Origin of the sequence: uncultured Jannaschia sp. (genome assembly GCF_947494055.1) — a bacterium.
In the GTDB taxonomy this organism is placed as follows: domain Bacteria; phylum Pseudomonadota; class Alphaproteobacteria; order Rhodobacterales; family Rhodobacteraceae; genus Jannaschia.
The window spans coordinates 1-13,980 of the sequence record NZ_CANLTR010000029.1; the positions used below are offsets into that span (position 1 = coordinate 1).

The window sequence follows — 13,980 nt, forward strand, 5'->3', positions numbered from 1 at the left end:
GGCCGGTGCCCTTCGTCGGGCGATCCTTCCACTGGAAGGCTCGCTGATCCTCCTCAGTCTCGACGCTGTCTTGGCGGTAAAAGATGCTGGCCGTGCAACTGCCCCACCGCGGCAGCGGCGGCCCGCTGCATCTGCTGATCCCCCTCTCGGGACATTGCTTCGCAATGCCCTGCCGGGCAGTGGACAGGACCGATATCAAGGTGCGCGGTGAGGGCGAATGGCACGCTCGCAAACATGGTGGGGCGCGCAGGCGGGTTTGGCGCAAGGTCCACCTTGCCGTCGACGAGAGCACGCTCGAGGTTCGTGCAGTCGAGATCACCGGCAGCGGCGCGGGCCCCCTTTCAGCAGATTGCTTCGCAATCGCCTGTCGGGCAATGGATGCTTCCGTGCTTCCGTGCTTCCGTGCTTCCGTGCTTCCGTGCTTCCGTGCTTCCGGACCTGCTTGGCCAAGTCCCTGAGAGCGAGCCGATCGCCTCGGTCACCGCCCCTCTCGGGATCATGCGTCGCATGACCCTGCCGGGCAGTGGACGGCGCCTACGACACCCGCGCCTGCCGCGACGCCATCGCGAACCGCGGCGCGGACGCTGTCATCCCGCCCCGGCGAAACGCCAAACCCTGGAAGAGGGACAGCCCTGGCGCAGGAGCGAGGAACGAGGCTCTGCGCACCATCAAGCGCCTCGGCCGCACCGACTGGCGACGATGGAGCGGCTATCACCGCCGCAGCCGCGCAGCGACGAAGCCTCTCGGGACATTGCTTCGCAATGCCCTGCCGGCCAATGGATGAACTGCATGAAGCTGCTCGGCCAGAAGCACATGGCCCGAGACTTCGACCGCCAGACAGCCGAACTCCAGATCCGCATCGCCATCCTGAACCGCTTCACTGCCCTCGGCACCCCCGCCACTCAACCCGTCGTCTGACCTCGGCCGGGAAAAGGGGGAGCTCGGCCTTCAGACGTCCCGTGCAACAGAGCCGGCCGAGACCTTACGGATGCTGGTCGAAAAGATCGTGCTCACTCCGGGGCAGGAACGCGGCGAAATCTGCGCGACACTGCATGGAGAATTGCGCACCATCCTTGAATGGACGGAACGGCAAAGATTGCCCAGTCCAGCCCCTCGGCGACGAGCGCCCGACCGACATCTATACAAATCACCCCGATGCAGACGGAGACCAACCGATCGTAGGCATCGACGGACTGGACCTCGACAAACTCAAAGCCCTGCAGAAGGACGTGAACAAGGCGGTCGAGGAGTACGACGAACGCCGCAAGAAGGAAGCCCGCGCCGAAGTCGAGGCCAAGGCCCGTGAACTAGGCTTCTCGTTGTCCGAACTCGCCGACGGGACCGGTAAGGCCGGGAAGAAGGCGCGGACGCCGCAGCCGGCCAATTACCGTCATCCCGAGAACGCGTCCCTGACCTGGAGCGGCCGCGGCCATCAGCCCGGGTGGATCAAGGAGGCGCTCGCGAACGGCACCTCGCTCGACGAGTTTCTGATCGAGCCGAAGAGCTCGTCCTGACGAAGCATCAGGCGACGAACCTCATGGAAGGGCAGGCCGACGGATGCCGCCGACCGACGACCAGCAGGAGGTGTTTCCGACGCGGCTGAAGCTCCGGCGGATCGACCCGGCGCGCAACATGCGGCGCTTCTATCTCATGCAGGTTTAGCCAGACCTGTTCGGCGGCGTGAGCCTGATCCGGGAATGGGGCCGGATCGGCTCGGGCGGGCGGACCCTCGTCGAGCATCATGCCGACGAGGGAGCGGCGATCACCTCGCTGCTGAAGATGGCCAAGACGAAGGCGCGTTGCGGATACGACGACCACTGGTGACCGTCGCAATCTGTGTCGGGATCGCCGTACAAGTTCCGGGCAGATCGTCAGACGTATGAGACGTATTGCAATCCAGAATGGAACGGGCCTTCGGCCCGTTCAAGATCGTTTTAACACGAATTACGGATAATGTTCAAAAGTGGTAAAGGATTTCGAGGTAACCTTCATCGTGGGTGAAAGTTCGTTCCGTGACTGCGCTCCGCAGATCAAACCTCCTATAATTTTACGCGGTAGGCTGCGTGTCCGTTGTCATCATAGGCGTCCGAGTTGCCATGGAAACGAAGCGAGTTCCGTCAGCGATGCGATCACCTGATCGGCGTCCACGAGATGACCCATATCAGGCGAACGTCGTAAGCCGATCGCCACGAATCCGCCTGCGCGGGCGGCGGCGAGACCGGACACGGAATCCTCGATCACGAGACAGGCTTCCGGGGGCAGCCCGAGATGCCGCGCTGCAAGCAGAAACGCGTCCGGCGCGGGTTTGCCGCACGCCACGTCGTTCCCGCCGACGATGACCACGAAGCGCGATTCGAGGCCCGCGAGACCGAGGATGTGCGACGCGAGAGAACTGCTCGACGCGACGGCCATCGGCACGCCCTGCCGACCGAGACGCTCCACGACGTCGCGGGCATCGGGAAACACCTCGAACCGTCCGGCATCCACACAATCGCGGTAGAGCCGCTCCTTCATCTTCACCACGTCGTCGATGTCCTTGTCCGTCGCCGTCGGCATCACCGCGCGCGCGCCGTCCCGGGCAAGCCTGCCGTCGACGAGCTGCCGGTATGCGGCGGGATCGAAGCCGTACCCATGCGCCGCGAAGCTTTGCTGCCATGCCTCGTAATGAGCCGGAACGGTATCGAGCAGGACGCCGTCGAGATCGAAGATGATGCCGGACGCACGCATGGGACCTCGACGTCTGAATGGGCTGCCAGCGTTTGGTATCAATCTCTGGACAGAACCGCGGACTGGAATAATCATGCAAGTTATGAATGTCGAACCCTGCTTGGTCGGTCCGTGACTGCAACGGCGTCGCTGCGTGATGCGTCCTACGAGCGAAGGGCGCGCTTTGCGGCCTATCTGTGGTCGATGCACGACATGCCGCAAGCCGAGATCGGTGGCGTTCTCGGGGGGGTATCTCAATCCCACGTCTCCCGCCTGTTGTCGCACGCCGAACGTGCCGGCTATCTCGTGATCGAGCGCCGCTTCGTCGACAGTGCGCTCAGCGACGAGGACCGGCGCGACCTGCGGGATCTCCTTGCGCCCTCGGGCCTGGTGGAACGGCTGGAGGCGTTCTGCGCGCGCCATGACCTGCCGGTGCCGAGCCTCGACGTGCACCAGAGCGGCCCCGGCGCGACGGCGGGCGCGATGGCGCTGCGCCGTCGGCGGTTCGGCCGGGCAGCGGCGGGGGGCATCCTCGCGCGACTGCGCGATCAGGCGACCGTCGGGGTCGCGTGGGGGCGGACCATCGGCGCGGTGATCGACGGCATGGCTCAGTCCAAGGCACCCCGGCCCCCGCAGGCCGAGGTGGAGGTCGTGCCGGTCTGCGCCGAACTGCTTCTGACCTCGCAGAGGGAGCTGTCCTCCAGCCGGATGGCCGAGCGGTTGAGCGAGGTACTCTGCGCTGCGCCGCATCAGACGCCGCAGCTGACCGGGTTCCCCGCCTACGTTCCCCGCCACTACGATGGCGCCGGGCGGGACGCGATCTGGCACCTTATTCGGAATGCCCCGAATTATGCGCGCATCCTGCACGGCCCCGACGCGCTTGTCGGGCGCATGGACGCCCTGATCACGAGCGTCGGCCATGCCGCGCTTCCGGTCCTCGGCGGGTTCGACGACCTGCTTCGCGCGGGCGGGATTGACGCGGAGGACCTGAAATCCCTCATCGTCGGAGATATCGGCGGCCTGTTGATCCCCCGGCCCGAGGCGAGCGACGCGGATTGTCGGCTCATCGAAGAGCTGAACGGCATGTGGACGGGAATTTCGCTCGCGCAGGTTTCGACGATCGCCGCACGGGCCCGGAAAACTCCGCTGCGGGCCGGGGTGATCGTGCTGGCGCTGCGTTCGGAGCGGGCGGCGACGCTTCTCGAGACAGTCCGGCACGGACTGGCGTCACACCTGGTGATGGATCACGATGCGGCAGAAGGTTTGAAGGCGCAGCTCGACCGACAGTCGCCCAATCACGTGGCGTAGGCGTCGGCGAGGCAGGCCTCCGCCTCCGCGAGCGTGCCGTAGGCATCGAGCGCCTGGCTAACGCAACGCCGGGCCCCGGCATAGTTCCCGAGCCGGGCCGCCATAAGGTGATCTCCGTGCAGCAGGTAGCCGAGCACCATGCCCGCTGCGAAGGAATCCCCGCATCCGGTCGTGTCCACGACGCGATCGACCTGCACCCGCGGCACGACACGTTCGCGCAACCGCCCGCGCACGCGGTCGTAGACCACGCATCCATGTTGATCGAGCGTCACGTAGAGCGCGCGGACCCCGCCCGAGAGGCAAATCTCCGCGAGGCGGGGCAGTTCGTCCATCGTCGGCTCGCCCTCGTCCGTCCGTTCGAACCAGACGTGACGCGCTTCCTCGAGGTTCATCTTTAGAAGGTCGATATGCGGCAGCCACACGTCGCGGTCGATCCAATCCTGCCGGAACCGCGTTCCGTCGGCGGCGCAGCCCATCGTCGGCCCGTGCGCATCGAAGGCGATCAGTCCGGTCGAGCGGGACCGAAGCGCACGCAGCGTCGCGAGGGGGACCTCGAAATCCGTGATCGGCACAACGATGAACGCGTCGTATCCTTCGAGACCGTCCAGATCGGTGCCCTGGATCGGCGTCATGCACCCGACCTGTGTTTCGTCGCGCCGGTTGTGGTCGCGATACTGCAAGCGGATCGCGGTTCCCTGGTCCTGCCGGTCCGAGATGCGGGAGGGATCGACAGCGTCGAACCCGGCGAGCAGCGCGCGGATGTCGGCAAGGTTCGCGGCGGAGACGTGCGCGACGGGATGCACGCGCACACGGCCAGCCCCCAAGGATGCGAGCGCTGCGGTGGTGTAGAGCGCCCCGCCGTATCTCTCGTCGGTCTGCCCCTCGCAGGTCACGATGACGTCGCGAGGGATCGGACCCAGCACCGCCACGCGCATGCCCCCTCCCGGTCGCCGAACGGGGCGAGCCTAGGCGCCGCTGCACCGCCTGGCAATCGGCGTGAAGGCCTGCACTGCGCGCAAGGCGGGGCTGTCGATTTGTGCGTTCCGCCGAGCGTCAGGCACGCCTAGATCTGTTCCCGATACCGAAACCGTATTCGATACCGGAGACTGACATGACCCGCCTGACCCGCCGCTTCGCCCGCGCCTTTGCCGCCCTGGTCCGCGAGGCCGCCCACGCCGCCCCGCGCATCGACGCCAGCCTACGCGACGGACGGTGACTTCGAACGGACACGGGCGGCCCGAAGGCCGCCCGTGTCCCGGCGTATTCTCCGCGTCAGGTAAAGATGAAGTAGGTTGAGACCACGATCGCCACGATCGCCGCACCCACGGGCTTGGCCAAGGCCCAGGGCGTCATGTCCACCGCGAGGCTGTCGCGCGGCACGAAGGCGCTCTCCCGCGGGCGGGCCCGTCCGATGGCCAGCATGATGCAGACGTTCAGGACGAACAGCAGCGCCATGACATGCAGGAAGTGCGGATAGTCGTCGGCTCCGACGACGAACTTCAGCCCGAACTGGCTCAGGATGTAGAGCCCGACGCCCGAGGCCAGCCCGACCTTCGCGGCCAGCGGCGGCACCCGGCGCGTGAAGATGCCGACGAGGATGATCGTCAGGATCGGGATGGAGTAGCAACCGTTCACCTCCTGAAGGTACCCGAACAGGCCTTGCGGCGCGTTCGCGATGAACGGGGCGATGATCATTGATGCGATCGCCAGGACGATGCCGAACTTCTTGCCCGCCGACACGACCTGCCTGTCGCTGGCATCCGTCCGGACGTACTGGCGATAGATGTCGATGCCGAAGAGCGTCACCGAGCTGTTCAGCGCGGAGTTGAACGAGCTCAGGATGGCACCGAAGAGCACCGCCGCGAAGAACCCCCTGAGCGGGAACGGCAGGACTTCCGAGACGAGCCGCGGATAGGCCTGATCGGCGACTTCGAGCTCGCCGTTGAACAAGTGCCAGGCGATGATGCCCGGCAGCACGACGATGATCGGCCCCAGTATCTTCAGGACGCCGGCGAAGAGCAGGCCCTTCTGTCCTTCCTTAAGGTCCCGGGCCGCGAGCGCCCGTTGGATGATGGCCTGGTTGGTGCCCCAGTAGAACAGCTGCACGAGCATCATGCCGGTGAAGATCGTGGCGAAAGGGACGCTCGCGTCGGGACCGCCGATCGCGTCGAACTTTTCGGGGTTGTCGGCGAACAGGGTGGAGAGTCCCACGAACGGATTGCCCCCGCCGATCGCCATGAGACCGAAGAGCGGAACCAGCAATCCCCCTGCGAAGAGGCCCACGGCGTTGATCGTATCGGACACGGCGACCGCCTTGAGGCCCCCGAAGATCGCATAGATCGAGCCGATGATGCCGATGGCCCAGACCGTGATCCAGAGCGCGGCCGTGTCGCTCACGCCGAGCAGTGCGGGCACGTCGAACATTGTGGAAAGGGCAAGCGCGCCCGAATAGAGGACGATGGGCAGCAGGACGATCACGTAGCCGGACAGGAAGAGCAGCGATACCGCCGTCTTCGTCTGTGCGTCGTAACGTTCCTCGAGGAAGCCCGGGATCGTCGAGATACCCGATTTGAGATAACGGGGAAGAAGGACGAGCGCGGTCACCACCATCGCGATCGCGGCGAGCGTCTCCCAAGCCATGACGAGGATACCTTCGGAATAGGCCTGCCCCGTCAGGCCGACGATCTGTTCCGTCGACAGGTTCGTCAGGAGCAGCGAGCCGGCGATCACGGGCGCGGTCAGAGATCGACCGCCCAGGAAATACCCATCCGAATGCTCCTCGTCCGTCCCCCGCGTCCAGACATAGGACAGAACCGCGACGAGCGCGGTAAACCCAATGAATGCGAGCCAGTTGAAAACGCCCATGATCACCTCCCTGATCACTTACTGATGGAGTAAGGATTGGCGAAAAGCGTTTATGATGGGTATGAAAATTGATAGCGGGCATACCTATGTCGCAGCTCAAGCTTCCGCTTAAAAGGCTCTCGGTCTCCCAATGTTGCTTGGCCTGCCCCTATCGGGTGGTCCGGTTTCAGTCTTAGTGCATGACGGGCCTTGGTGCCATCGTCGTTGCCTGAGGCGGAGACGAACCACCGCCGCGTGAAGGCAAGTGGACGGCTTCCGGCGCGGGCGGCCGATATCCCAGCGACGAGTGTGGCCGCGCGGTATTGTAATGGACGCGCCACGCCTCGATCACCACGCGGGCTTCGGCGAGGGAGTAAAATATCTCCCCGTTTAACAGCTCGTCCGTTGCCCGGCAGGCGATTGCAGAGCAATCTGCCGAGAGGGGCGGAGCTTCGAGTTGAAGCTTTCGCAGTAGCCGTTCTCCCATGCACTGCCCGGCAGGGCATCGCATGGCGATGTCCCGAGAGGGGGCTGCCGGGCTCGATGAACACCCTCTTAGCCCCCACCGCGTCGATCCAGCCCCGTACCGCCTTGGCGATGAACTCCGGCCCATTGTCCGATCGGACGTGACCGGGCACGCCTCGAAGGATGAACAGATCGGTCAGGACATCGATTACGGCGGTCGAGTTCAGCTTCCGGTCGATCCTGATCGCCAGGCATTCCCTGGTGAACTCGTCGATGACGTTCAGCATACGGAACTTCCTCCCGTCATGCGTCCGGCCCTCGACGAAGTCGTAGGACCAGACGTGGTTCGGGCGCTCGGGGCGCAGACGGATGCACGATCCGTCACCCAACCAGAGCCGGCCCTTCTTCGGTTGCCTCGGACGGCACTTTCAGCCCCTCCCGTCGCCAGATCCGCTCGTCCGTTGCCCGGAAGGCGATTTGCAACGCAAATCTGCCGGAAGGGGCGTTTCACGTTCACGGCCCAGCCGGCATCATGCAGCATGGCCGCGACCCGGCGGTAGCCGTAGCGTCCGTATTGACTGGCGAGCGCGACGATGTCCGCGGTCAGCGCGTCTTCGTCGGGGGCGGCCCCGCGGCATCTTCCGCTGTGTCGAACGATGCTGCCCAAGAACGCGGCAAGCGAAGCGCTCCGAGACGGAGAACGTTTGACGGACGTGATCGATGCAGGCACGGCGGCGGGCGGGGCTCAGAAGTTTTGCTGACGCAGACCTTCGGTTCCCGAGGCAGCCTCCTTCAAGATCAGCTTCTCGAGCGTGAGATCGGACACGGCCTTCCGCAGCCGTTCGTTTTCCTTCTCGAGTTCCTTGAGGCGCTTCACCTGGTCGGTCTTCAGGCCCCCGAACTCCTTGCGCCATCGGTAATAGGTGAACTGCGTCACGCCGATCGAGCGCACCGACTCGGCCACCGATCGGCCTTGCGATACCAGCACGTCGACCTGCCGGAGCTTCGCGACGATTTCCTCCGGCTTATGCCTCTTCTGTCCCATTCCTTCGTCCTCCATCTGGCTCGAAAGCCTACTTCAGGGAGGACCACTTTTCAGGGGGCAGACCAGCCGTATCTCGGGCCGATGCGGTGAGCGGGAAGCAATGCCGGATAATCGTCGGACTTCGTCGAATTGACGGCGATTGCCACGGTGACGATCTCGGGGTGCCGCGGTTTGGCCATTCGGTCTCGTCAGTTCGCCGCGTATGCTTCTCGACCTGCTCCGATACCACCGATATCGGTGAAAAAGGCCGGGCACGAGATGTGGCTTTGTTGCGTTCGCAATCGTCGTGACGACGGTTTCAACAGCCTGCCATCCAGCGATCCGCTTCATCAAGTCTTCCGACCGGGCACGGAAGCCGGGAAGGGACGTATCATGCGGGAGTGTCAGTCAGGCATCAAATCGAGTGCGTCGCCCTCGAGAATTTCGCCCGTTCCTGCGCTTTCCCCGTCTTTCATCCATTCGAGCAACGTCCCATCGATGGTCGCCTGGTAACAGCCGAACTCCGTATCGGGGTAGCAGACGCCATCGTCGGTGATCTCGTATCTGCCGGACGTCGAGGCATCGTGGTAGGTGCCGTTTTCGCCGAAGTAGCTCGAATAGCCACCCCCGCCCATGTCGCCCTGGAACGTGTTGCCGACCAAAGCGTCCTGCAGTTCCTGCTGCGTTGCCGCGTTGACCGAGAAAGCTAGACAACTCGAAGCCGCTGCAGCGGCAATGCGCATGATCGTCATGGTGGATCCCTTTCTTCGGACGTGAGTGTCAGACAAGCTAGCGGCCAACAGGGCTGCGGTTAGTTGGGTTCGCGGAATAAACTTCCGTAGTCTCGTCGCGGATCAGAGAATGAACACGTCCTCATCATAGCTGCCTGCGGCTCGCCTTCCATCCTCCAGGAGGACGGTGAAATCCGCGGCGATGTTCCGGTCGACGTTGCACATCAGCATCGTGCCGGAGCCGGCTTCATCCTCTTCCAGCCAGAGCGCGCCGGGCCCCGCCTTGCGGACCTCGCGCGCCGAGGCCAGGCCGAGGAAGACGAAGCTATCGTCGCGCGCCGAGCCCACGCGGGCGTCCAGTACCGAGAGATCGATACGGTCCGTCCGCGGGTCGAAGTCCAGGACGACGTCCATCGCATCGGGGGTCGAGTCCGCGACATCGGCGAAGCAGAACGTGTCCTGCCCCTTGCCGCCGAACAGAAGGTCGGCTCCGCGCCCGCCTTCGAGCGTGTCGTCTCCCGTACCGCCGCGCAGCCGGTCGGCGCCGCCGCCACCCTCGAGACCGTCCTGGCCGGCATGTCCAAAGAGGACGTCGCGGCCAGCCTTGCCGTCGATGCGATCGGCCTCGGCCGAGCCTCGGATCATGTTGGCTTCGCCATCGCCGCGCAGGACGATCCGCTCCGCTCCGTTCTCCCAGTTCCGGAACTCCCAGTCTTGCAGCGAAACATCTGCGTCCGCTTCGGATTGGACGCGCAGGACCAGGGTGTCGCTGCTGTCGGCGGCTTCGTTCCCGACGACGATCATGTCGTCGAACCCGCGGGAAGCCTCGAGCGTCGCGGTCGAGAGGATCAGGCGCTTGTCCTCGTCGGCGCCGGTGGCGAACCGGAACACCTCGACGGACCGGGCGGACAGGCCGGAGAGATCGTAGCGTCCGTCGCCCTCGAGGAGGATGCGGTCGAAGCCCTTGTCGCCGTAGAGTACGTCCGCGCCGTCCGCGCGGTCGACATCGCCTGCATACCGGAAGGTGTCGCTGCCGCGCAGGCCCCAGAGCTCGTCCTGCCCGTCGCCGCCGGTCAGGACGTTGCGGGCGGCGTTGCCGACGATCAGGTCGTTGCCACGCCCGCCGATGGCGTTCTCGATCCGTGAGGCGGTGTCGCCCTCGTGAAGCGCGGCGTTGTAGATGTTGCCGCGGGCACGGATGTCGTAGCCCTCATCCAGTTCGGCGAGCTGCCTGTCCCTGAAATGGGAAAACCTGGCGGGCCGCAGATCGAGCGACAGATCGCTCCGGTAGGCGCTCAGGTCGTAGGTGTCGGTTCCGCCGCCATCCCAGATCGTTGCGAAGATGCGATTGCCACCGGGCCGGATCGCCACTTCGCCGTCGACCAGCGTCTCGCCCGAAGAGGGCGACCAGGAATAGACCGTGTCCCCGGCGTTGATGTCGTAGTTGGCGCCGTAGAGGTACTGAAGAGCGGCGATGTCGCCCATCATGAAGGTCTGGGGACTGCTCCAACCTTCGATGCGATTGTCGGCGAACGGGTCCTCTCCCTCATAGTTCCGGTAGGACATGACCGAGTATTCAACCCAGTCCCACTCCTCGGCAACGGTCTCGATCCAACCCGCTTTGTCGTGCGGATGCTTGAGGCCGAGACCGTGGCCGGTCTCGTGGAGATGCGTGAACCATCCGAAGTTGCCGGCCTCGGGCTCGCGATAGCCGCTGTAGCTCGGCCCGAACCAGATATCGCCGTCGTCCTCAGCTGTCGGGGTTATGAGGCCGCCCGGAAAGTCGGCGACCATGGCCGTGCCGAGTTTTTCGCTTCCGGTATTCGCAAAACGGAGATGGGCGGGTTGCTCGTTACCGGACGACGTCTGCTCCGACACGTTCAGTCTGGTGAAGCCCTCGACGGCGACCGCGGCACTGGCCTTGGGACCGACATCCGCGTCTAGGGCGAACGCGACCGCTGTCTCCTGCTGCGCGGTGATGGGCTCGAACTCGCGCAGCACTTGCCTGTGCGCGACCTTGACCCTGTCGGTCCCGGGCGATGTGTCGTCGGGCGTGTAGGCGTATTCGGACCGGCTGTCGGGGAACGCGTAGGTGATCTCGCTCCCGACCCATCGCGTGCCCCAGAGGAGCCCATTGAGGAATGTCTTGACCGTATCGTCATACGGTCCGACCTCGTCCATCGGCCGCACCCGCTCCACGGGATGAAACGTCCCACTCATTACCACTTTCCCCCCACACGAGCGTCCTCCGCCAACGGGTAAGACGCTTCACAATGACCCTAGGTCATCTCAATTTTGAGGATTCAGGCAAGCACGAATATCGTCAGGGCTGCAGATCGCCCTGCTTTCTGTCTTGCTCCCGCAGACGCTACTTGTCCGCCGCCGCCCGGGCCGCATCGGCCCTGAGCGCGGTGTAAAGGGCGGACTTCCCGACCTTCACCCGTGCCGCGGCCTCGCGGACGGTGAGGCCCTGCGCGATCAGGCGGCGGGCACGGGAGACCTTCTCGAGCGTGGCGGCTATTGGTCGGCCCCCCTTGCGACCACGGGCAGCCGCGGCGGCGAGGCCGGCCCCGGTACGTTCCCGGATGAGGTCGCGCTCGAACTGCCCGAGCGCGCCGAAGATGTGGAAGACGAGCCGCCCCGTGGGCGTGGTGGTGTCGATGGCCTCGGTAAGCGAGCGGAAACCCACGCCCCGTGCTTCGAGGTCGGCGACGGTCTGCAGCAGATGCGTCATGGAGCGTCCCAGACGATCCAGCTTCCAGACGACAAGGGTGTCGCCCTCGCGCAGGTAGCGCAGCGCCTCCGTCAGGCCCGGTCGCTCGGCCTTCGCACCCGACACGCCGCGATCCTCGAAGACGCGTGTCGTACCCGCAGCGGCAAGGGCGTCGAGCTGCAGGGCGAGGCTCTGCTCGGCGGTCGAGATGCGGGCGTATCCGATGAGGGACATGGGAAAGGTTCGAAAAGGGGACGTCGGCGCCATCCGTCCACAAACCCGTCCGGCAATCAAGTTGTCCGACATCTCGTCGCCTAAGGTATTCTCGGACATATTTGTCGCGGCTCCGACAAATGTCGGTTTGCCGGACGCCGTCGTCACCGGACCAGGAAGGTCCGCAGGCGTGTCCCCGCCGCGGCTTGTCCGATTACAGAGCACCCGGCATCGTCCTCTTCCGGGTGGTCTGTGGGATGTCGGACCGCGATCCAGATCGCACCGTGTTGGACCGTATCGACGAAATGGTACGTTCGTGCGTCGGAGCAGGCTTGAGCATTCCGCCTGTGATAACACTCACTGTGAGGCGGGGGATCCAGCTAGAGTCCGATTTCGAGCTCTTCGGCGATTGCGGCGAGACGGCGATCCCGTGTCCAGAGCGACGAGCCGGGTGCCAGAAGACACGACGCGACGAGAGACGCGTCGACATACCCGATGCCGCGGCTGAACAGATGCCGGGCGTCGATCAAGGTCCGTACCTCATGGGCCTCTGCCACGGGTAATCCGGGCAATCGGTCGAGAAGGGTCAGCACGCCGTCCCGGTCCCGCAAGGAACCGAGGGCAATTTCGGCGACCACGAAGGGATGGCAAGCAATCGCTCCCGTAGAAAGCCGACGCGCCAGCTCGGCGTCGCCAGCCCTTAGATGATCGATCCAGATCGACGTGTCCGCCAGGATCACGCAGGCGGCCTGTGACGGGGCGCTGCTTCGATCTCCGGCTCGGTGCCGCCTAGCCGGGCCAACCGCCTGGCGCTCTCGCGCTCGATCAGCGCCGTCAGAGCCTCCCGAAGGAGAACGCCGCGCTCGCGGACACCCGTCAGCTGCGTTGCCTGATCAAGAAGCTGATCGTCGAGGGTCACCGTCGTACGCATGGCAAGCTCCGCATTCAGATAAGTGTCATGTGATGCACAAATCCGTTCACGGCAAGCGGTCCGTACCGGTCGCCGAAAACCTCCCAGAACTGTCAGAATTCCGAACGGGGTTTCTGGATAGACTAACCCACTGATGCTGCAGAACCGATCAAACGCGCCACAACCGGCGGTCCGTGGTACGAATGAAATTCGACGCAAAGTGTGTCGCAGTCACAGCAGCGCAGGGTCTGCGCGATCAATAGCGAAAGAAGCAGTCGCGAGGCTGGGTCAATGTCGCGACCTGACAGGATGGCAAGGTCCGGCTGCACGGCACGTACCGCGTAACCTCACTCGGGCCGATCGAGGCTTTGCACATCTCGCCCTGGGGCGGGACTGTCCGAACGGGTGGTACGGACGGCCGGGCGGGAGCGAGGATGTCCTGGCGCCGTCCATTTCTTGAATCTGCGTCGAAAACCTGCATCTGACCCTGGTTTCGCCGAAGCAGCGTCGCACGAACCTGCGCGTTGTTTTCAGTCTCCTCGTTCGGTGCGCCTGCCGCTCGCGTAAGGGGGACAGGATCGCTCGTCGACGCTGCGGTCGGTGCGACCCTCTGTTCCGTCGCAGGTTGGCATCCCCCGACGAGTGTCACGGCAAGGACGTGGAACAGGACGTAACGCATACCGGAGGACACCTTGTGATCTTTTCCGACCGAACCGATTGATCTACAGCAACCAACGGCGAAGTCGCAGAGAATGAGTTCGATAACTGCGAGATTCCGGGACGCTCGGTAGCGGTACGATACGGAAGTCGACGAAAGAACAATCGCATTGAGGGAGTAGAGCACGAGGCGTGGATCGCCACGTCCCCCATCACGCCGTAGCGCAACGCGCGCGCCCATGAAGTCCCACGCGATCCGCGCCCGCTTGGTTGCGGATACTTCTGCGGACAGGTGAACGGCAAAACCCTGGTGTATGCTCGGCCACTGCCCTTGCGAATGGCGATTGAAGGCTGACCATATCAAGATGGAAACTAGAGGCTATCGCCTTCAGTGACTCGTCTCGTCGGG

Annotated in this window: 11 protein-coding genes and 3 pseudogenes; 4 read left to right on the forward strand and 10 right to left on the reverse strand. The window is 64.5% G+C overall.

Features of this window, described 5'->3' with window-relative positions:
* Positions 1 to 59 precede the first annotated feature (59 nt).
* From Q1A87_RS17100 to Q1A87_RS17110, 3 genes and pseudogenes are all read left to right on the forward strand, one after another.
* Positions 60 to 918 (forward strand): annotated as a pseudogene (locus Q1A87_RS17100) (transposase); the annotation flags it as partial.
* A gap of 134 nt (positions 919 to 1,052) precedes the next feature.
* Positions 1,053 to 1,514, forward strand: coding sequence for an H-NS histone family protein (locus tag Q1A87_RS17105; protein ID WP_363323015.1), 462 nt, complete (start codon positions 1,053 to 1,055; stop codon positions 1,512 to 1,514).
* Positions 1,515 to 1,557: 43 nt separating this feature from the next.
* A pseudogene (locus Q1A87_RS17110) lies at positions 1,558 to 1,824 on the forward strand (WGR domain-containing protein).
* A 252-nt stretch (positions 1,825 to 2,076) separates the two neighbouring features.
* Here Q1A87_RS17110 and Q1A87_RS17115 read toward each other — a convergent pair.
* Positions 2,077 to 2,727: a beta-phosphoglucomutase family hydrolase gene (locus Q1A87_RS17115; RefSeq protein WP_299653993.1), complete on the reverse strand. Its 651-nt coding sequence runs from the start codon at positions 2,725 to 2,727 to the stop codon at positions 2,077 to 2,079.
* Between the two features lie 111 nt (positions 2,728 to 2,838).
* Between Q1A87_RS17115 and Q1A87_RS17120 the strand changes: the two genes are divergently transcribed.
* Entirely contained in the window at positions 2,839 to 4,014 is a 1,176-nt protein-coding gene (locus tag Q1A87_RS17120) for a sugar-binding domain-containing protein (protein ID WP_299653996.1), read from the forward strand.
* Here the strand turns inward: Q1A87_RS17120 and Q1A87_RS17125 are convergent.
* The 9 genes and pseudogenes from Q1A87_RS17125 to Q1A87_RS17165 all read right to left on the reverse strand — a co-directional run bounded on the left by Q1A87_RS17125 (position 4,002) and on the right by Q1A87_RS17165 (position 12,935).
* Complete coding sequence (locus Q1A87_RS17125; protein ID WP_299653999.1) at positions 4,002 to 4,949, reverse strand: PfkB family carbohydrate kinase; 948 nt, start codon at positions 4,947 to 4,949, stop codon at positions 4,002 to 4,004. The genes Q1A87_RS17120 and Q1A87_RS17125 overlap by 13 nt on opposite strands.
* Before the next feature lie 337 nt (positions 4,950 to 5,286).
* Positions 5,287 to 6,879 carry a solute:sodium symporter family transporter gene (locus tag Q1A87_RS17130; RefSeq protein WP_299654002.1) on the reverse strand — a complete coding sequence of 531 codons (1,593 nt, stop codon included), beginning with the start codon at positions 6,877 to 6,879 and terminating at the stop codon, positions 5,287 to 5,289.
* A 172-nt stretch (positions 6,880 to 7,051) separates the two neighbouring features.
* A pseudogene (locus tag Q1A87_RS17135) lies at positions 7,052 to 8,368 on the reverse strand (IS3 family transposase).
* Positions 8,369 to 8,418: 50 nt separating this feature from the next.
* Positions 8,419 to 8,547 (reverse strand): hypothetical protein, encoded by a 129-nt coding sequence (locus Q1A87_RS17140; RefSeq protein ID WP_299654005.1) that lies wholly within the window; start codon positions 8,545 to 8,547, stop codon positions 8,419 to 8,421.
* A gap of 204 nt (positions 8,548 to 8,751) precedes the next feature.
* Positions 8,752 to 9,099: a hypothetical protein gene (locus Q1A87_RS17145; protein WP_299654008.1), complete on the reverse strand. Its 348-nt coding sequence runs from the start codon at positions 9,097 to 9,099 to the stop codon at positions 8,752 to 8,754.
* Positions 9,100 to 9,201: 102 nt separating this feature from the next.
* On the reverse strand, positions 9,202 to 11,298 hold the full coding sequence (locus Q1A87_RS17150) for a M10 family metallopeptidase (protein ID WP_299654011.1): 2,097 nt from the start codon (positions 11,296 to 11,298) through the stop codon (positions 9,202 to 9,204).
* 148 nt (positions 11,299 to 11,446) lie between these two features.
* The gene (locus tag Q1A87_RS17155; RefSeq protein ID WP_299654014.1) at positions 11,447 to 12,025 is read right to left on the reverse strand and encodes a recombinase family protein; all 579 of its coding nucleotides are present in this window, start codon (positions 12,023 to 12,025) and stop codon (positions 11,447 to 11,449) included.
* Positions 12,026 to 12,384: 359 nt separating this feature from the next.
* Positions 12,385 to 12,744 carry a type II toxin-antitoxin system VapC family toxin gene (locus tag Q1A87_RS17160; RefSeq protein WP_299654017.1) on the reverse strand — a complete coding sequence of 120 codons (360 nt, stop codon included), beginning with the start codon at positions 12,742 to 12,744 and terminating at the stop codon, positions 12,385 to 12,387.
* Complete coding sequence (locus Q1A87_RS17165) at positions 12,741 to 12,935, reverse strand: type II toxin-antitoxin system VapB family antitoxin (protein ID WP_299654020.1); 195 nt, start codon at positions 12,933 to 12,935, stop codon at positions 12,741 to 12,743. Before Q1A87_RS17165 ends, Q1A87_RS17160 begins: the two co-directional genes overlap by 4 nt.
* Between the last annotated feature and the right edge of the window lie 1,045 nt (positions 12,936 to 13,980).

Bases quoted from the DNA above. Each gene is read 5' to 3' on its own strand.
- Q1A87_RS17145 (WP_299654008.1), bottom strand. From the start codon at position 9,099: ATGACGATCATGCGCATTGCCGCTGCAGCGGCTTCGAGTTGTCTAGCT.
- Q1A87_RS17155 (WP_299654014.1), bottom strand. From the start codon at position 12,025: ATGTCCCTCATCGGATACGCCCGCATCTCGACCGCCGAGCAGAGCCTC.
- Q1A87_RS17130 (WP_299654002.1), bottom strand. From the start codon at position 6,879: ATGGGCGTTTTCAACTGGCTCGCATTCATTGGGTTTACCGCGCTCGTC.
- Q1A87_RS17125 (WP_299653999.1), bottom strand. From the start codon at position 4,949: ATGCGCGTGGCGGTGCTGGGTCCGATCCCTCGCGACGTCATCGTGACC.
- Q1A87_RS17115 (WP_299653993.1), bottom strand. From the start codon at position 2,727: ATGCGTGCGTCCGGCATCATCTTCGATCTCGACGGCGTCCTGCTCGAT.
- Q1A87_RS17150 (WP_299654011.1), bottom strand. From the start codon at position 11,298: ATGAGTGGGACGTTTCATCCCGTGGAGCGGGTGCGGCCGATGGACGAG.
- Q1A87_RS17165 (WP_299654020.1), bottom strand. From the start codon at position 12,935: ATGCGTACGACGGTGACCCTCGACGATCAGCTTCTTGATCAGGCAACG.
- Q1A87_RS17140 (WP_299654005.1), bottom strand. From the start codon at position 8,547: ATGGCCAAACCGCGGCACCCCGAGATCGTCACCGTGGCAATCGCCGTC.
- Q1A87_RS17105 (WP_363323015.1), top strand. From the start codon at position 1,053: ATGGAGAATTGCGCACCATCCTTGAATGGACGGAACGGCAAAGATTGC.